17 protein-coding genes are annotated in these 17,606 nt (G+C 70.0%); 8 read left to right on the plus strand and 9 right to left on the minus strand.

Features of this window, described 5'->3' with window-relative positions; genetic code table 11:
* The 3 genes from VF697_RS33580 to VF697_RS33590 form a co-directional block, all read right to left on the minus strand.
* Nucleotides 1–206, minus strand: a 206-nt coding sequence (locus VF697_RS33580) for a hypothetical protein (RefSeq protein ID WP_331101427.1), incomplete at its 3' end; no start/stop codon positions are given.
* Entirely contained in the window at nt 203–1,573 is a 1,371-nt protein-coding gene (locus tag VF697_RS33585; RefSeq protein ID WP_331101428.1) for an HlyD family secretion protein, read from the minus strand. The genes VF697_RS33580 and VF697_RS33585, both read right to left, overlap by 4 nt.
* 22 nt (nt 1,574–1,595) lie before the next feature.
* On the minus strand, nt 1,596–3,812 hold the full coding sequence (locus VF697_RS33590; RefSeq protein WP_331101430.1) for a peptidase domain-containing ABC transporter: 2,217 nt from the start codon (nt 3,810–3,812) through the stop codon (nt 1,596–1,598).
* A 426-nt stretch (nt 3,813–4,238) separates the two neighbouring features.
* Here VF697_RS33590 and VF697_RS33595 point away from each other — a divergent pair, with 426 nt between their 5' ends.
* Nucleotides 4,239–4,835, plus strand: a complete 597-nt coding sequence (locus tag VF697_RS33595) for a Uma2 family endonuclease (RefSeq protein ID WP_331101431.1) — start codon at nt 4,239–4,241, stop codon at nt 4,833–4,835.
* Between the two features lie 26 nt (nt 4,836–4,861).
* Here the strand turns inward: VF697_RS33595 and VF697_RS33600 are convergent, their stop codons facing one another.
* Entirely contained in the window at nt 4,862–6,463 is a 1,602-nt protein-coding gene (locus tag VF697_RS33600) for a HEAT repeat domain-containing protein (RefSeq protein WP_331101433.1), read from the minus strand.
* Nucleotides 6,464–6,567: 104 nt separating this feature from the next.
* Here VF697_RS33600 and VF697_RS33605 point away from each other — a divergent pair, with 104 nt between their 5' ends.
* The 4 genes from VF697_RS33605 to rsmB are packed head-to-tail and all read left to right on the plus strand — an operon-like array spanning nt 6,568 to nt 10,393.
* Nucleotides 6,568–7,167: a signal protein gene (locus tag VF697_RS33605; RefSeq protein WP_331101435.1), complete on the plus strand. Its 600-nt coding sequence runs from the start codon at nt 6,568–6,570 to the stop codon at nt 7,165–7,167.
* Between the two features lie 30 nt (nt 7,168–7,197).
* On the plus strand, nt 7,198–8,133 hold the full coding sequence (gene fmt, locus VF697_RS33610) for a methionyl-tRNA formyltransferase (RefSeq protein WP_331101437.1): 936 nt from the start codon (nt 7,198–7,200) through the stop codon (nt 8,131–8,133).
* Between the two features lie 15 nt (nt 8,134–8,148).
* Nucleotides 8,149–9,063 (plus strand): type II 3-dehydroquinate dehydratase, encoded by a 915-nt coding sequence (locus VF697_RS33615; RefSeq protein WP_331101438.1) that lies wholly within the window; start codon nt 8,149–8,151, stop codon nt 9,061–9,063.
* Nucleotides 9,064–9,073: 10 nt separating this feature from the next.
* A complete protein-coding gene (gene rsmB, locus VF697_RS33620; RefSeq protein WP_331101439.1) occupies nt 9,074–10,393 on the plus strand; it encodes a 16S rRNA (cytosine(967)-C(5))-methyltransferase RsmB in 1,320 nt (439 codons plus the stop codon).
* Nucleotides 10,394–10,396: 3 nt separating this feature from the next.
* On the opposite strand, the gene VF697_RS33625 is transcribed toward rsmB, so the two are convergent.
* The 3 genes from VF697_RS33625 to VF697_RS33635 form a co-directional block, all read right to left on the minus strand.
* On the minus strand, nt 10,397–11,218 hold the full coding sequence (locus tag VF697_RS33625; RefSeq protein ID WP_331101440.1) for a hypothetical protein: 822 nt from the start codon (nt 11,216–11,218) through the stop codon (nt 10,397–10,399).
* Nucleotide 11,219: 1 nt separating this feature from the next.
* The gene (locus VF697_RS33630) at nt 11,220–12,323 is read right to left on the minus strand and encodes an AAA family ATPase (RefSeq protein ID WP_331101441.1); all 1,104 of its coding nucleotides are present in this window, start codon (nt 12,321–12,323) and stop codon (nt 11,220–11,222) included.
* 70 nt (nt 12,324–12,393) lie between these two features.
* Nucleotides 12,394–13,230, minus strand: a complete 837-nt coding sequence (locus tag VF697_RS33635; protein WP_331101443.1) for a protein kinase domain-containing protein — start codon at nt 13,228–13,230, stop codon at nt 12,394–12,396.
* 307 nt (nt 13,231–13,537) lie between these two features.
* On the opposite strand from VF697_RS33635, the gene VF697_RS33640 reads away from it, so the two are divergent.
* Nucleotides 13,538–14,296: an alpha/beta hydrolase gene (locus VF697_RS33640; RefSeq protein WP_331101445.1), complete on the plus strand. Its 759-nt coding sequence runs from the start codon at nt 13,538–13,540 to the stop codon at nt 14,294–14,296.
* 10 nt (nt 14,297–14,306) lie between these two features.
* On the opposite strand, the gene VF697_RS33645 is transcribed toward VF697_RS33640, so the two are convergent.
* Both VF697_RS33645 and VF697_RS33650 read right to left on the minus strand, forming a co-directional pair.
* Nucleotides 14,307–15,206: a LysR family transcriptional regulator gene (locus VF697_RS33645; protein WP_331101447.1), complete on the minus strand. Its 900-nt coding sequence runs from the start codon at nt 15,204–15,206 to the stop codon at nt 14,307–14,309.
* A gap of 152 nt (nt 15,207–15,358) precedes the next feature.
* Nucleotides 15,359–15,655 (minus strand): hypothetical protein, encoded by a 297-nt coding sequence (locus VF697_RS33650; RefSeq protein ID WP_331101449.1) that lies wholly within the window; start codon nt 15,653–15,655, stop codon nt 15,359–15,361.
* Between the two features lie 61 nt (nt 15,656–15,716).
* On the opposite strand from VF697_RS33650, the gene VF697_RS33655 reads away from it, so the two are divergent.
* Together VF697_RS33655 and VF697_RS33660 are read left to right on the plus strand one after the other, a co-directional pair.
* The gene (locus tag VF697_RS33655; RefSeq protein ID WP_331101451.1) at nt 15,717–16,826 is read left to right on the plus strand and encodes an MJ1255/VC2487 family glycosyltransferase; all 1,110 of its coding nucleotides are present in this window, start codon (nt 15,717–15,719) and stop codon (nt 16,824–16,826) included.
* 153 nt (nt 16,827–16,979) lie between these two features.
* The coding region (locus VF697_RS33660; RefSeq protein WP_331101452.1) for a hypothetical protein at nt 16,980–17,606 on the plus strand (627 nt) is incomplete at its 3' end.

Genomic DNA, 17,606 nt, shown 5'->3' on the forward strand with positions numbered 1-17,606 from the left:
GTGTCGAAGCCGCCCTCCGCGGACAGCAGCTCGGCCTCGGCGGTGGCCACGCCCTGCCGGGCGGCCTCCATCCGCGGGTGCTGCTCGCGCACGGAGTCGAGCACCTCCTCGAGCGTGAGCGGGGCCTCGGCGTGCGCGCGGGGAGACAGGCCCGTCACCCCCAGCAGGAGGAGCAGGAGGGCGGAGTGTCCGCGCGACAGGCTCAAGACTTCTCCCCCGACGCGTCGTCCTTGCCCTTGTCGTCCGACTTGCCGCCGGACTTCTCCGGCTCGCCCCAGCCCGCCTCGGACGCGGAGAGGGCAGGGGGGAAGCCGTTGAACTGGCGCCACAGCTCGTAGCCGAGGCGGACCTCATCCAGGAGGACCCACCCGTTGGCGCGCACGCCCTGGCGCAGGAAGCGGTTGGAGGGCCACTGCTCGCCCTTGTCGGGCACCACGACGATGCGGAACTTGCCACGCCCGTCATCGGCCGCGTCGACGAAGGCCACGGTGCCTCCGAAGGTGCCCACGGCCACCGAGGGCCAGCCGGCGAACTGGACGGCGGGCCAGCCCTCGAACTGGAGGCGCACGGGGCGGCCCGGAGAGATGAGCGGGGCGTCGTTGCCGTGGACGTAGAGCTCCACGGCGCTGGAGACGGTGTCGGGCACCAGGACGGCGAGGGTGTCACCGGCCTTGACCACCTCGGCGCCCTGCCGGGCCACGAGCCGGAGGATGGTGCCGGCGCGCGGGGCCCGCACCTGCTGGGTGGCCTGGCGGGCCATGGTGCTCTCCAGCTTCGCCAGCTCGATGCGCTCCTTGGCCAGATCCGCCTTGGCGTACTCGTACTTGGCGAGCCCGTCGTTGATGAGGGCGTCGGCATCGGTCTGGATGCGCTGGCGGTCGGAGCTGAGCGCCCCGAGCTCGTTCTGGGCGGCGCTCAGGCTGGCGCGAGCGCTCTCGGCGTCGGTGGTCGCCTTGGTGTGCTCGAGCTGGGCGAGCTCCAGGCTGCGGGTGGCGGTCAGGCCGTCCCGGTGCATGGCCCGCTGCCGCTCCAGGTTGAGCCGGGCCGTCTCACGCGCCACCTCGGCCGCGGCGAGGGACTGCTCGGCGGCGCGGATGCGCTCCTGCACCATGCGCACGCGCGAGCCCGCCGCGTCGATGCTCGACGCGCGCGAGGAGCGCAGGGCGTCCACGCGGGACTCGTAGGCCATCATCTGGCTCTGGGCGGCGCTCATGCGGGCCTCGATGGCGGTGCGCTGCTCCTGAAGGCGCGTCATCAGGTCCGCGTCGTTGTCGGACAGCTCGACGATCAAGTCTCCCTCCTTCACGCGCGAGCCCTCCTGGACGGCCCAGTTCGTGATGCGCCCGGCGATGGGGGCCTGGATGGACTGCTGACGCTCCAGCGGCGCGTAGGCGATGACGCGGCCCTGGCCGGTGACGTTCTGCTGCCAGGGGGCCACCAGCAGCCCGATCGCGGCGAGCAGCAGGGCGAGCAGCAGGAGCCGGGCCACCGTGCGCGCCACCCGGGTCGAGTGCCGCACGAGACGCATGGCGGGCAGCTCGGCGGGGGTACTGCCATTTCGGGAAGAGGGCATCGTCATGATCGTGGTTTCGGACTCAGGAGAGGTTGGCCACCCGCGGCTGCCGCGCGGGGTCGAGCGGGCACAGCTGGCCGTCGAGCAGCTCGTAGGCACGCGTGCAGCGCTCGAGCAGCTCGGGGTTGCGGGTGATGAGGAGCAGGGTCCAGGGCGCGTCCTCGGCCAGCAGCGTCTCGAGCACGTGCTCGCGCGCCCGTGAGTCGAGGGCGTCCAACGCCTCGTCGAGGACGAGCAGGCGCGGGCGCAGCACGAGCGCGCGCGCGAGGTGGAGCTGCGCCACCTGGCCCGAGGACAGGGGCAGGCCTCCGGTGGTGAGCTCCGTGTGGAGCCCTTCGGGGAGCCGGGCGAGCAGCTCTCCCAGGCCGACGGCCTCCAGCGCCCGGCGCACCTCGCTCAGCGGCAGCTCGGGCTGTCCCATCCGGACGTTGTCCACGAGCGTGCCGGCGAAGATCTCCGGCGCCTTGACGAGCGCCACGTCGCGGCGCAGCGAGGCGAGCGAGACATCCCGGAGGTCCAACCCGTCGAGCAGGATGCGCCCCCGCGAGGGAGCGCGCAGGCCGTAGAGGAGGTCGACGAGGGTGCTCTTGCCGCCGGCGGTGGCGCCGGTGATGGCCACCTTCTCGCCGGCCCGCACCTCGAGGCTGGCGCCGCGCAGCACGGGCGCGTCCTCGCGGTAGTGGAAGGCGAGCCCGTCGAGCCGCAGGGCCGCGGGCCCGGGGCGCGGGGGGACGCTCTCGCCGGTGTCCGGCTCCAGCGGCAGGTCCACGAGCTGGCCGAGCTTGTCCATGGACGCGAGCAGGTCGTAGTACGCCTCCAGGTGCTTGCCGAACTTGGCGATGGCGGCCACCACCGCGGTGACGATGAGCTCGGCGGCGACGAGCTGGCCCAGGGTGAGCTGGCGGTTGATGACGAGCCAGCCGCCGAGCCCGAGCAGCAGCGCGCTGGCCACCGCCTGGAGGCCGAGCGCCCCGAGGATCTGCCGGAAGAGGTACTTGAAGTGCTTGCGCCGGGCGCCGAGGTAGTCGCGGGCGAGCTCGTCGGTGCGCCGCAGGGCGTGGGCGCTCCCGCCGTGCTGGCGGAAGGCGATGGGGTGGCGCGCCAGCTCCTGGAGCCAGGCCGCCACGGCGTACTTGGCCTTGGACTCCTTGATGCCCGCCGAGGCGGCCGCGTGTCCGAACCCGAAGATGATGCCGGCGAGGGCCAGCAGGAGGAAGAAGTCGAAGGCCAGCAGCAGCGGGTGGTAGAAGGCCAGCATCAACAGGCCGATGCTCGCCTGGAGCACCACGGAGAGGCCCTCGAGCAGCAGCGTCGAGCTGGCCTTCTGGACGGTGACCACGTCGAAGAAGCGGTTGACGAGCTCGGGCCCGTGGGCGCGGTCGAAGGCCCGCGTCTGGACGCGGGGCAGCCGGTGGCTGAGATCGCTGACGACGCGGATGAAGACGCGCTGCTGGAGGAGCTCCACCACCCAGTTCTGCATGGCCCGGAGAGCCCCGGCGAACACCAGGCCGCCGAGCAGCAGGATGCTCAGCACCACCAGCGGCTGGAGCAGGGCGCCGAAGGCCACGGTGTTGACGAGCGACTGGACGGCGATGGGCGTGGTGAGGGCGAAGAGCCCGACACCCACCGCGTACATCACCACGGCCCGCACGTCCGCGGCCTCCAGGCGCACCAGCGAGCGCAGCCGGGCGAAGGGCGTGAGGGGCTGCTGAGGGGCTCCCTCCGTGGCGCGCAGGGCGTGGATGGGCTCGGACTCCTCGGCGAGCACCCAGGTGAGGGATTGCGTCGCCCAGGGGGCAAGCAGACGCGAAAGTTCCTCGCGGCTCATCCACGCCTGCCCCTCGGGCAGCAGGTTGGAGTGGACGAGCACACGCTCCGGTGCCCACTCGGCGATCAGCAGCCACGAGGCGCTCCCCTCCGAAACGCACACGGTGCCGAGTGGCCCCTGGCGGCTGCCCTGGCCGAGGAGCTCCTCAGGGGAACGCCGCACGGAGGAGAGGGTGAGGCCGAGCGCCTGCCCGGCGTGCTGGAGACGCTGGCTCCAGCTCTCGGAGAGGGGGCCGGAGCACTGCCGCGAGGCATCCAGGAGCGAGGCCTGTGCGGTGCTGGTGCTCGGCTGGATGCCCGCGGTGTGCGCCAGCTCGATGAGCAGGGGCTCGAGCAGCTGCATGGCGGGTGCATCGAGGTGCACGGGAGCGGAGGCCTGCTGGCCGCCGGTGTCAGGAGCGTCACTGCTCATGGGAGGCCCAGGGGGTGTTGCGGAGGAGGAGTCGAGGTCGCGGTCGTCCATGGAGTCGAGTGCCGGTCGCGGCGTCGTCCCCGGGCGGAGTTGCCCGAAGCGAATTCATATATGGGGCCGGAGTGCTTAAAGAAAAAACAGATAAATCAGCATGGACCCTTTGGTAAAAGCGATGGGTTATGGACGCGGTGTGTTTTTCCGGGCGTACGGTCCCGCGCCTGCTCAACTCCGTCACGGACAGGTGACGAAAGTGCAGGTCGACGCTTTGGACGGGCCTCCGAAGGTCGCGAGGAGGCAGCCGCTCACCGTCTCGAGGATGAGCCCGCGCCCGGGGCTCCCGATGAAGAGGGGTTGGGTGGCGGGGACGCGCCTCCCGTGCGTAAGGTGGGTTGACGGTTCTGACGGTCCGAGACAGGAGCTTCCGAGATGAGACCCGAGTCGAAGGGTGAGGCGACCTACGCGGATCTCGTCGCGCTCCCCGCGAACCAGCTGGGGCAGATCATCGCGGGGGAACTCATCACGTCACCCCGTCCCGCGAGTGACCACTTCAACGCCAACTTCGCATTGGGAGGGGAACTCTATGGTCCCTTCCATCGAGGGCGGGGAGGTCCTGGGGGATGGTGGATTGCCTTCGAGCCCGAGCTCCACCTGGGCAAGGACGTGCTCGTCCCGGACATCGCGGGCTGGCGGCGCACGCGCCTCCCCACCATGCCCCGGGTGCCCTACCTCACCCTCGCACCGGATTGGGTCTGTGAGGTGCTCTCCCCCTCCACGGCGGGACTCGATCGCGTGCGCAAGAAGCACATCTACGCGCGCGAAGGTGTCGAGTACGTGTGGCTGGTGGATCCCGTAGGCCGCACGCTCGAGGTCTTCCAGCTCCATGACGGGCGGTGGTTGGAGCTGGGCTCCTGGTCGGGGAACGAGCGCGTCCGGGCCGCGCCCTTCGATGCCATCGAGCTGGAGCTGGAGGTGCTCTGGCTTCCCGAGCCCCCCCCGGAATCAGGGGGAGCTGAACAGCCGTAGCACCCCGTGTCTGGCTTCAATCCCTCTCAGGTCTTCCGCGGGTGCAGCCGGGCCACCAGTCGCCGCAGGTCTTCGTTCACGAGCACGAACTCCGAGCGCCCCTTCTCCTCGGTGAGCTGCTTCTCCAGCGAGGGCAGCGCGCTCCGGGCCTGCGTCGCCGCCTCCTTCGAGTCCTCCAGCAGCCACTCCACCCCGAGGATGAGCGCCTGCCGCGCGTTCAGGTCCCGCTCCGTCATGCGTGCCAGCAGCGCCCCCACGTGCGCCGCCGACTTGCCGCGCCCCACCTCCAGCGCCGCGCGCTCCACCACGCCCTTGTCCGCGTCCTCCAGCTTCTTCGCCCAGCAGCCCGCGTCCGCCCCGCATGCCTTCGCCGCCTCCAGCCGCTTGCCGTGCCTGGCGATCGTCTCCGCCCGCGTCTTCGCCAGCGCCGCTGGGTCTCCGCAGCCCTCGCCTCCGTACTCCTGGCACTCGGCCGCCGTCCTCGCCGGCTCCGCCGCCATCAGCTTCGCCAGCGCCGGCAGCTCCCGCTCGTCCCCCAGCATCGTCAGCCCCTCGATGGAGGCCTCTCGCGCGTACCAGTCCCCCTGGCCCGCCGCCTTCTCCAGGGCCGGTAGCGCCTCGCGCCCGCCCAGCAGTCCCAGCGCATACGTGTACGCCTGTCGGACCGTGGCGTCCGGCTCGGCCGCCATCGCCGTCAGCGGCTTCACCGCCGCGGCCGAGCGCATCCGCGCCAGGGCGTCCGCCGCGCGCATCCGCACCATGGCCTGGATTCGCGCGTCCTCGTGCTTGAAGGCGAGCTGCTGCACCAGCATGGCTTCCGCCCGGTGCTCCCGCAGGTGGCCCAGCACCTCGGCCGCCTTGAAGGTGTAGCTCGCGGGGTTGATCTTGTTCTGCTGCATCCAGCGCGACAGCTCCGCGTCCTTCCCCTCCAGCGCGGGCAGCAGTGCGTCCGCCGCCGGCTTGCCCAGCTGGAAGAGCGAGAACGCGCTCTCGCCGTAGAAGGACACCCCCGGGCGCTCCTTCGTCATCATCCGCACCAGCACCGGCACCGCCCGCGCGTCCCCGATGCGCCCCAGCGCCTCGATGGCCTTCTTGTTCAGGAAGGGCTCCACCCCCTCGTCCGTGGCCATCTGGATGAGCGGCTCCACCGCCTCGGGCACGCGCATCCGCCCCAGCGCGTCCACGGCCTCGATGCGGGTGAAGTTGTCCCGGGCCTTCAACATCTTCATCAGCGCGGGCGCCGCCTTGGGGTCGCCAATCTCTCCCAGCGCCGCCGCCAGCTCCTTGTTCATCAGGGTGGCGGCCGAGTCCGTCGCCCCCAGGTCCAGCGCGTCCGACAGCGGGCCCACCGACTCGGGGCTCTTCATGTCACCGAGGACACGCGCCAGCGCCGCCCTCACCTCCGGCTTGCCCTCCTCCTTCAGCCGCTCGTGCAGCAGGGGCAGGAAGCTCGCGTTGAGATGGCCCGAGCCGCGCAGGGTCTCCAGCACCCGGATCTTGTCCTGCGCCCGCCGGGCCTTGCCCAGGCTCTTCTCCCAGTGGGCTGGCGTGGTCGGGTCTCCCTTGCACCCGGAGAGGGACAGCAGGAGCACGAGCGCGAGGCTCGACGCGGAAGGTAGGCGAGACATGTGGCCCCCCGGGGCATGACGGGTTGTACTCGCGTTCCGTCGTAAACCCGTCCTGTCGGAAGGAGCAAACCGACCCGGGAGATTGGAGTACGCTGCTCAACGCCATGTCCGTCGATACTCAACCTTCCCAGCGCCCGCATGTCGTGCGCCGGAAATATCTGATCGATGCCGGTTTCCAACTCCGGTACATCCTCCGGCTCGCCGCGCTCGGCGGAGGAGGGGTGTTGCTCGTGGGCGTGCTGGCGTACCGGACGCACCGGGCCGCGGTGGAGAGCGGTGCTTCCCCCGAGGTGCTCGCCGCCAGCAGCGAGACGCTGCTGTGGCTCATCGGGCTGGGCACGCTGGGCGTGGCGGGGCTGATGGCCCTCTTCGGGCTCATGCTCACCCACCGCGTGGCGGGCCCCATCTACGTGATGGGCCTCTACATCGCGACGCTCGCCGCCGGCCGCTACCCGCGCATGCGCCCGCTGCGCAAGAAGGACGAGTTGCGCGGCTTCTTCGACCGCCTCAGCAATGCCGTGGACCGCATCCGCGAGCGCGAGGCCGAGGAGGCGCGGCTGCTCCTGGAGGTCGTCGAGGCCCTGGAGCCACTGGCCACCACCCAGGACGCCCAGGCCGCCATCAGCATCCTCAACTCCATTCGGGCCCGCAAACGTCAGGCCATCGAAGGTCCTACCTCGGGCGCGCTGAAGTCCGTTGCCTGAGCGGCCCTGGTGCTGGAGAAGACCGAACCCATGACCCGCCCCCGCATCGTCTTCATGGGCACGCCCGAGTTCGCCGTGCCCTCCCTGGCCGCCCTCTTCGACATCGGAGACGTGGTGGCCGTCGTCACCCAGCCGGACAAGCCCAAGGGCCGAGGCCAGGCGCTCGCCATCTCCCCGGTGAAGGCGTACGCGCTCGAGCGCGGGGTGCCCGTGCTCCAGCCCCAGAAGCTGCGCACGCCTCCCTTCTCCGAGGAACTGCGCAAGCTCAACCCGGACGTCGCCGTGGTGACGGCCTACGGGAAGATTCTCCCCAAGGACCTGCTGGAGACGCCGGTGAAGGGGTGCCTCAACGTCCACGCCTCGCTGCTGCCGCGCTTCCGGGGCGCCGCCCCCATCCAGTGGGCCATCGCCCATGGGGACCAGGAGACGGGCGTGGCGCTGATGGTGATGGATGAGGGGCTCGACACCGGCCCCGTGCTGGCCGAGAAGCGCCTGCCCATCGCCCCGGACGAGACGAGTGCCAGCCTGCACGACAAGCTCTCCAAGCTGGGTGGGGAGCTGCTGCGCGAGTGCCTCCCCGCGTACCTGCGCGGCGAGCTGAAGGCGGTGGCGCAGCCCTCGGAGGGCATGGTGCTCGCCCCCATCATCCAGAAGGAAGACGGGAAGCTCGACTTCAAGCGGCCGGCGGTGGAGCTGGAGCGGCGGCTGCGCGCCTTCACGCCGTGGCCGGGGGCCTTCACCTCGTTGGAGGGCAAGCTGCTGAAGGTGCACCGGGCGAGGGTGGGGGAGGGGAGGGGCGAGCCGGGCACGGTGGTGTCCGCGGGGCCGCAGGGGCTGGAGGTGGCGTGCCAGGAGGGCTCGCTGGTGCTGGTGGAGGTGCAGCCCGAGGGCAAGCGGGTGATGACGGCGGGCGAGTTCCTCGCGGGCCGCAAGCTGGCGCCGGGAAGCCGGCCCTTCGACACGTAGGAGAGGACACGCGACATGGGCAAGAGGCTGTTGGTGCTGCACGGGCCCAACCTGAACCTGCTCGGCGAGCGGGAGGGCCGACAGGGAGGGCGGTTGGCGGACCTCGATGCCGCCCTGGGGGCCCGGGCCACGGAGCTGGGGCTGGAGCTGAAGGTGGTGCAGTCCAACCACGAGGGCGTCCTCATCGACACCCTTCACGCCGAGCGCTCACGGCTGGACGGCGTGGTGGTGAGCCCCGCGGGGCTCTTCGGCTCCTACCCGCTGAGGGAGGCGCTGGAGGCGGTGGGCGTGCCCGCCCTCGAGGTGTACCTGGAGCGGCTCGGCGAGCGGGAGTCCGTGGTGGCCGAGGCGTGCGCCGCCACCATCGAGGGCCAGGGCTTCCACTCGTACCTCGAGGCGCTGGAGCGCTTCGCGAGCGGGGACCTCGCCGGGGAGCTGACGGAAGGGGACGAGGAGGAGGGCGAGGAAGCGGCCGCCGAGGACGAGGAGGCCGAGGAGGGGCAGGGGCAGGTGAAGACGCTCGGCCGCCGGAAGCAGGAGACGCCTCGGGAGAAGTCCCCGGCGCGCACGGCGGGTGGGGCGAACAAGACGCTGGGCCGCAAGGTGGAGGCGCCGGCCGCTGCCGCCTCGCCCTCGAAGACGCTGGGCCGCAAGGTGAAGGGCGCGCAGGGGTCGCCCGCGGCGAACGTCCTCTCCCGGGCGCTGGTGCGGCAGAAGATCGCCGATCGGCTCGCGGGTCGGCTGACGCCCGCCGAGCTGGCCACCTGGGCGCGCACGCAGTGGACCGAGGTGGAGCGCGGGGCTCCGGCGGAGAGCGGCTACCGGGACTTGCTGGAGGACTGCCTTCAGCAGCTCACCCTCTCCGCCATGGCCGCGAGCAAGCTGTCGGACACGCAACTGGTGGACATGATGACCCGGTTGGAAAGGTGAGAGGGGAAGGATGAACGCGCGCGTCATCGCCATCCAGGTTCTGAGTCGTGTCCGGGCCACCGAGGCGTACCTCAACGTCGTCCTCGACACGGTGCTCTCCGAGTCGCCTCCGGCGGATCCCCGGGACACGGGGCTCGCCACCGAGCTGTCCTACGGGGCCACCCGCCGGCAGCTCGCGCTGGACTACGCCATCACCCGCTTCGCGGATCGCAAGCTGGAGGCGCTGGAGGACAAGGTCCTGGCCGCGCTGCGCATCGGGGCCTACCAGCTCTTCTACACGCGGGTGCCCGCGCGCGCGGCGGTGGCCGAGACGGTGCAGGCGCTCAAGGACGTGGGGCTCGCGCGCGCCGCGGGCTTCACCAACGCCATCCTGCGCAAGCTGTCCTCGCTGCCCTCGCAGCCGCTGCCGCCGGAGGCAGACCCCATCGAGCACCTGTCGGTGCGCGAGAGCCACCCGAAGTGGCTGGTGGAGCGCTGGGTGCGCCAGTTCGGCCGAGAGCGCGCCGAGTCGATGCTGGTGGCCAACAACCAGACGCCCCCGGTGGTGATTCGCACCAACAGCGCCAAGGGGACGCGCGACGCGCTGCTGGAGCAGTTGCGCGAGACGGGGCTGGAGGTGCGGCCCACGGCGGTGTCGCCGGTGGGCATCGTGCTACCCCCCTTGGGGCGGCTGGAGGACGTGTACGGCTACGCCGAGGGCCTGTGGCAGGTGCAGGACGAGGCGGCGCAACTGGTGGGTGTGTACGGGGACATCCCGGAGACGGCGCGGGTGCTGGATGCGTGTGCGGCTCCGGGCGGCAAGGCGTGCCACCTGGCCGAGAAGCACGAGGTGGTGGCCACGGACCTCCACGCCAACAAGCTGCGGAAGATCGAGTCCGAGGCGAAGCGGCTGGGCGTCTCCGTGCGGCTGACGGCCAAGGCGCACGATGCCTCGCAGCCCTACCCGGAGGAGTGGGGCGAGTTCCACGCGTTGCTGGTGGACGCGCCGTGCTCGGGGCTGGGGACGCTGCGCCGACACCCGGAGCTGCGCTACCGGCGCAAGCCGGAGGACATCGGGCGGCTGGCGGTGTTGCAGCGGCGCATCCTGGAGAACTGCCAGGAGTCGGTGCCACCCGGAGGGCTGCTGGTGTACGCGGTGTGCACGTCCGAGCCGCAGGAGGGGCAGGATCAGGTGGAGATGTTCCTGCGCAGCCACCCGGAGTGGACGGCGGAGCCGCCGGTGCTGCACGAGGCGGTGAAGCTGCCGCTCCAGCAGGCGTACCTGCGCACGCTGCCGGGCCCCGAGGCCTGGGACGGCTTCTTCGCCGCGCGCCTGCGCAAGATGTACTGAGCGTCAGTCCTGCGCGGTGGGCGGTTTGGGGGAGACACCGCTCAGGCGTGGAACCAGCGACTCTGCGGCTTCGTCGAGGAACGCGGTCAGTCCGCTGTGCATGCCGCGAGCGCGCAGTCGCACGAGGGGCGCTTCCGTCCAGCAACGGACCTCTCGCTCGTGCTCGCCGGCTGTGTCGTGCTCGCTGGCTGTAAGTGCTTTGAGCACGCGCTTGGGGCTCCGTTTGGCATCCTTCTTCGCATCGAGCTGGTGTGCCTTGTCACAGGGGTTGAATCCAAGCTCCTGGCGCATGGCGGCGAGGCGAGCTCGCTCGGCATCCGTTTCGGGCTCGAATCCGGCGAGCACCCAGGCCTCCCGCATCGGGTCGGAACAGCCGATGACGATGTCGAAGTCGATGTCGTCCAGGGAACGAGCGTAGGTGCTGGCTTGGGCCAGTCCCATGCGTCTGTCCTTTCCCTGGTCATCCATGTCCCAGACGAGGAGGACCGCATCGAGTTCCGTGCCGCTCAGTGCGAGCTCGCGGGCTACGTGGAAGGCCGTGCGTCCCATGAGGGCTCCGGCTGCTCCCGGCTGCCCCGAGAAGTGCCCTTGGGGCACACGGAGCTTGAGACGGCTCGCATAGGCCGACACCTGGTGGAGATCGAAATAGTTCCGGCCTTCACCATCGGGCACCCAATCCCGGAACCCTGTCTTGGCCTCTTCTGAAGGGCCTTCGAGAAGCTCCCGGACCCAATCGGGACCGCGTTCCCGGAGGACACGATCGACCAGCCCCTTGACGGTTTCGAAGTCGGCGGGGGACTCACAGAAGACGAGGAGCCTCGCCATTTCACGTCTCCCCCGCGACCCAGCGCCACTCCGGGTCGAGACTCCAGAGCTGGCCCGCGGTGAGGACTCCGCGCATCTTCTCCGCCTGCGGATGCTCCGACAGGCTTCGGCAGGCGACCGAGCCATCCTTGCGCGGGGCGAACACACGGACGTCGGAAGGCTCGAGTGCGTCGAGGATGTAGGGGGAATGCGTCGTGGCGACGAGCTGGACGTCCGGGAAGCCCTCGAGCAGGCGCTTCAACTCTCCCATCAGCTCCATCTGTGCCTGGGGATGGAGGGATTGATCGATGTCGTCGAGCAGCAGGATGCGCGGGCGGTTCGGGCTGCAGAGCGCGGTCAGGAGCGCGAGGCTGATGAGCGTGCCTTCGCTGGCGCCATGGGCTGGGATGTCGGTGGCACCTTGGAAGTCGATGAAGACCTTGTTGCCGATCCGCTCCTCAGTATTCAGCATGAGGCCCTGGGGCATCTTGATCCGCCGGACGCGAATCCGCTGAACGCTCGGGACGACTCTTCGAAGCTCCGACTCGATCTGCTCGAAGACCTCTTCACGCTCGAGCTTCAGGGCCGCGAGGACGACCGCAGTGTTGCCGCCGTCCGCTTCGAGGGCTGGGTTCTCCTCGGAGCTATAGGCGGCTGCGGCAATTCGACGGGCGTCGAAATGGTAGAGCACTGCCGGGCTGACGAGCGATGCGAGTCTGACTTTCTCTGCTTCTAGCTCAGGCACCTCGCTAGCGAGGGGAACTGAGATCGTGTCCTCGTACCCGTTCTGCGCTCCATACGACCAGTCAACCCTCATTCCTTGGTGATGGCCAGGAAGTGGTTGAGAGAGCTGTATGGCGAGCTTCCAGGGCAGCGCGTTGTCCGTCCCCTCCACGGCGAGAGTAATCGGCCCCTGTTCCGAACGGCGCAGGAGATCCTGAGGGCTCATGTCGTCGCGAAGAACCTTCGCGGGCTTGTCGTCCACCAGCTTGGCCAACAGGCTGAGCGCCTGGAGCACACTGGTCTTTCCCGTGCCGTTCGGGCCCACGAGCACGGTCAGGCGTCCCAGGGGGACGGTGGTGTCGCGGTGGCCCTTGAAGCTCCGGAGTTGAATGGACGTGATCATCCAGGGGGTTCCTTCAGCCGTTCCTGGCGGGGCACCCTAGCAAGGACACGTCACAGGAGGTGGCGCATAACTAGTCGCGCGGGGGACCGCCGGGCTCGTAGTTCGACGGCGGGGCCACGAAGGGATCCGGCAGCGACTTCAGCACCGGCACCAGGGCCCGCACAGCGTCGGGGATGGAGCCGAAGCGCTCGTGGGGATTGGGGGCGGTGGTGCGCTGCACCCAATGCTCCCAGCGCCCCTTCCACGCTCCATCCCGCCGGGTGGCCAGCAGGTCCCGCACGATGAGCCCGAAGGAGAAGACATCCGCGGAGGGGCGCACGGGGCCCGAGTGCTCCAGCTCGGGCGCCAGGTAGGCCGCGCCCACCCGGGGCGCCCTCAGCCGCTCCTGCCCGTCCTCTCGACGGAAGGACTCCAGCCCCAGGTCGAGCACGGAGAGGCGCACGCCCCGGCTCGTCTGCGTGACGAGCAGCCGAGAGGGCCGCAGCCGACCATGGGCCACGCCCACCCCGTGGGCCGCGGCGAGCGCCTCCGCCAGTTGCTCCGTGAGGGAGCGGAGGATGGGGAGATCCAACCCAATCGGGTGCAGCCCTCCCAACGCCGAGGGCAGGGACTCTCCATTCCGCCACTCGCGCACCATCCAGAGCGCCTCACGGGCCGTGTCGTAGCCCACGTCCTCCACGGGGAGGAACGCGGGGTTGCCCGTCCGCTCGCCCGTGCGCACGACGTCCCCGAAATGCGCCAGCTCGGCGGAGGCGGGTGCCCGGAGCGTCCGCCACAGCGAGAGCCGCCGGGGTGTTCCTCCTCCAGTGGGTTCGACCCGGAACTCCGAGCCGGGCTCGTCGCCGAAGGCCGGACGGACGATGCGCCACTTTCCTCCGATGACGTCACCTGCGGTCGGTGCGCTCATGCCCTAAAGTGTAGACCGGACGGATCATGGGCAACGGCGGGAAGCGCCCCCAGGTGCCGCCATCCTTCCACTACGTGACGGGTCCCGTGCTGGCGGTACACCCTCATTTATTCCTTACATCGAGAGTGCATCCCCCGAGGCGCGAGTGGGACGAAGTCCCAGGTTGCTCCCCGTCGCGTTTTGACGGGGCGTCCGTGTGCTGAGTACACGTACTCCGACGAATGCCCGCCCGGACACCAGGAAGGTTCCAGGCGCGGGCAGAAGCCGCGCACGGGCGGTGTTCCGACCGCGTTCGCGAGGAGTCCGCATGCGTCGAGTGGTCGAGCTGACGGAAACAGGTCGAGGCCCGGGGCCCCGGGTGCTTCTGCTGCCCGGGTTGGGGGCGAGGGGAGCGGGCTTCCAGGCGCTCGCCGAACACCTCTCCGCCGTGGCCCGGCCCGTGCTCGTCGAATACCCCGAGGGGACGCTCGCGGCCCGTGGCGCGGGGGAGCTCGCGCGCCAGGTGCTGGCGGCGGCGGGCCCGGTGGATGCGGTGGTGGCCAGCTCCTACGGGGGCATGGTGGCCGCGCACCTGGCCGCGGCGGGCGCGGCGCGAGGGGTGGCCTTCCTCGGCTCCTTCACCCGGCCCGAGCACCTGGGGTTGAGGGGCCACCTCATCCCCTTGATGGGGCCCATCGCCGTCCTCGGGCGCCCGGGTCCGCTGACGGCGGCCCTGGCCTCGTGGAAGCGGATCCCGGCCGAGCGCGTGCCCGAGGTGGTGCCCACCACGTCCCTGGAGCGGATGACGACGCTCCACCGCGCCTTCGCCGTCCGCGGCGAGCTGCCCGCGCCGGAGCTGCGCAAGCTGCCCGTCTCGTGCGTGTGCATCCAGGGGGACCGCGACGTGCTGGTGCCTTCCTCCACGATGGCGCGACTGGCGGCCTCACTGCCGCCAGGCACGCCCCAGCACCTGCTGCGCGGCGTTGGCCACGTCCCGTACTTCACCCACCCCGAGGAGTGCGCCCGACTGCTGGCGCCGTGGCTGGCGGCACTGGCGCCCGCCACGGGGGTCGAGACGGCCGCCTGAGCGCGACGCGCTAGTGCTCGTCGATCGTCGCCTCGGCGAGCTTGAAGGCCTCGAGCACCGCGGCCGAGGCGCGGTCCAGGTACTTGCCCTTGCGGATGAGCAGGCCGATGGGACGGGACACCGGGCCCTCGGCGAAGGGCTTGGCCACCAGCGAGTTCTGCGCCACCTCGGCCGCCACCGTGGACGAGGGGAGGATGGCCACGCCGATGCCCATCTCCACCGCGCGCTTGATGGTCTCGACGTTGTCGATCTCCATCACCGGGTTGAGGTCCAGGTTCTTCTCGCGGAAGAGCCGGTCCAGCGCCTTGCGCGTGGGGGCCTCGCGGTCGAAGGCGATGAAGGGCACGCCCGAGAGCGCCGTGAGGCTCACCTTCGCCTTGGTGGCGAACGGGTGGTTGGGCGCGCACACCACCGCCAACCGGTCATCGCGGAACGGGTGGATGTCCACGCCCGCGCGCGGCTGCGGGTAGGCGACGATGCCAATCTCCGCCGCCCCGAGGATGACGTCGTCGTACACCTGGTCGTTGCGCCGGTAGTTCAGGCGCATGTTCACCTTGGGGTGCGTCTTCAGGAGCTGCTTCTGCACGTTGCGCAGCTCGTGCAGGCCCACCGAGTAGATGGTGGACACCGTCGTGGTGCCCTGCACCTCGCTCGACTGCTCGCGGATCTCCTGCTCCACCTCGGAGAAGCGGGCGAGGATCTCCTTGCACCCCCGGAACAGGCGCTCGCCAGCCGGCGTCGGCGTCACCTGGCGCGCGCTGCGCGACAGGAGCTTCTGCTCGTACCGGTTCTCCAGGGCGCGGATCTGCTGGCTCACCGCGGACTGCGTCACGTGGTTGAGCTGCGCGGCCCGCGAGAAGGAGCCCGTTTCCACCACGTCACAAAACATCTTCAAGGATTCAAGCTGCATAAGAGGGCGCCTCTCCTAACCGAAGCCTTATATAGAGGCCAGAGGTAATTAGCCGGTCTACGTCTCGTCGGCAAAACCCCTTACACCGCTCGTCCGTCCGGCTGCTTGACGCGGAGTGCGGTGGAGCGCGGCGCCCTCTCGGCTGGCTGGTGCTATGCGGAGGCCGAGCGCCCGCGCGAGCGCACCAGCACCACCACGGAGGCCCCGAGCGCCAGCAGGGCGGCCCCCGCCACGGTCTGCATGCGGCCTACCTCCAGGGCGGTCTCCTGCAGGAAGCCGCACTCCAGCTCGGACAGGTCCTGGCAGTCCACCGGGCTCAGCCGCGTGCGCAGGCCCTGCACCAGCAGGAAGAGGCCGCCCAGCAGCATTCCGCCGCACAGTCCCAGAATCGCCGCCCGGCCCACTCCCGCCAGGCTTCCCTCTGTCTTGGCGCGCGTCACGTCTTGCATGGGCGCCACGCTACCGCTGTGGGGGTCCCCCGCGCCACATCCCGCGTTATGCTGCCGCCCCATGCGAATCCTCTACGGTGTCGTTGGCGAAGGCATGGGGCACGCCACCCGCTCCCGCGTGCTGCTCGAGGAGCTCCGCAAGGAGCACGAGGTCCACATCGTCGTCTCGGGGCGCGCCAAGGACTACCTGGCCAAGCGCTTCGAGAACGTGCACGGCATCTGGGGCTTCACCCTCGCCTATGAAGGCAACTCGGTGAAGAAGTGGCAGACGGTGCTGCAGAACGTCTCCGGGGCCGTGAAGGGCTGGCCGCAGAACATCCGCCAGTACTTCGAGCTGGTGGAGGAGTTCAAACCCGACGTCGTGGTGAGCGACTTCGAGAGCTTCAGCTACCTCTTCGCCCGCAACCACCGGCTGCCCGTCATCAGCGTGGACAACATGCAGGTCATCAACCGGTGCAAGCATGACCCGGCGCTGCTCGCCGGTTGGGAGGACGACTTCGAGGGCACGCGCGCCATCGTGAAGTCCAAGCTGCCCGGGGCCTTCCACTACCTCGTCACCACCTTCTTCTACCCGCCCGTCCGCAAGGAGCGCACCACGCTCCTGCCCTCCATCCTCCGGCCCGAAATCCTGGAGGCGAAGTCCGAGCCCGGCGAGCACCTGCTCGTCTACCAGACCTCCACCACCAACACGGCCCTGCCCGACATCCTCAAGCAGAGCGGCCTGCCGTGCCACATCTACGGCCTGCGCCGCGACCTCACCGAGGACGTGCGCGACGGCAACCTCCTCTACCGCCCCTTCAGCGAGAAGGGCTTCATCGACGATCTGCGCACCGCTCGCGCCGTGGTGGCCGGCGGGGGCTACACGCTCATGAGCGAGGCCGTCTACCTGCACAAGCCCATGCTCTCGCTGCCCGTGGGCGGCCAGTTCGAGCAGGTGCTCAACGCGCTCTACCTGGAGCGGCTGGGCTACGGCATGTACGCCCCCGAGCTCACGCTCGAGCGGCTGCGCGACTTCCTCCAGCGCGTGCCCAGGTGCCAGGAGGCCCTCGAGGGCTACGTGCAGGAGGGGAACACGAAGATGATCGAAGCCCTGCGCGAGCAGATCGCCCGCGCCGCCGAGTACAAGGGCCGCTGGTGGGAAGAAGTCGAGGGCGAGACCACGAAGGGCTGAGCCCATCCGCGCGCGGAGCGCTGGGCGAGGGATTTGCCTGGATTAGATGATTTATGGCGGCTCTGTGTTTACTGAAATAGTCTTATGAGCTGTTGAAGTGTTCACTCCTGAAAAAGTATAGCGTTCGCCGTCGAACATGACGTGGAGGCAGTAATGTACGCAGTAGCAACGAGGAAGTTCGCGAAGGGCTTGCTGGCCGTGGCGCTGCTGGTGACGGCCGGGTGCCCGGGGGGAGAGGATCCGACGCCTCCTCCTCCCACGCCCGTGACGTCTGATACCCGGACCGTGACGGTCGAGGGCGGCACGCTGTCGCTGTCGAACGGGGCTACGCTGCGGATTCCGGCCGAGGCGCTCGACTCCAACGTGCAGGTGACGATGACGGTGGCGGAAGAGGCGCCCCCCGCGGAGCTGAAGCCGGCCTCGGCGCTCTTCCGCTTCGAGCCCTCGGGTACCGTCTTCGCGCGGCCGGTGAAGGTGTCCATCCCCTTCAGCGGCAACGTGGCGCGCCCGACCCTCTACTGGTCCAAGGCGGACGGCTCTGGCTACGAGCCCGTGGGCGGAGTGGTGGAGAATGGCGCCATCGTCGCCGAGGTGCTCCACTTCAGCGACGGTTTCGTCGCCGAGGGCACGGGCACCCGCACGGTGGGCGGCGTGAACAATGACACCTGGGTCATCGAGACCGGGGTGAAGAACGTGCCGCGCGATTACACGAAGGAGACGGTGAGTGCTTTCGTGGTGGGCGCGGATGGGAAGTTCACCGAGTACAAGGGGACCGGCTAC

This window comes from Archangium sp., assembly GCF_036388035.1.
Classification (GTDB): Bacteria; Myxococcota; Myxococcia; order Myxococcales; family Myxococcaceae; genus Archangium.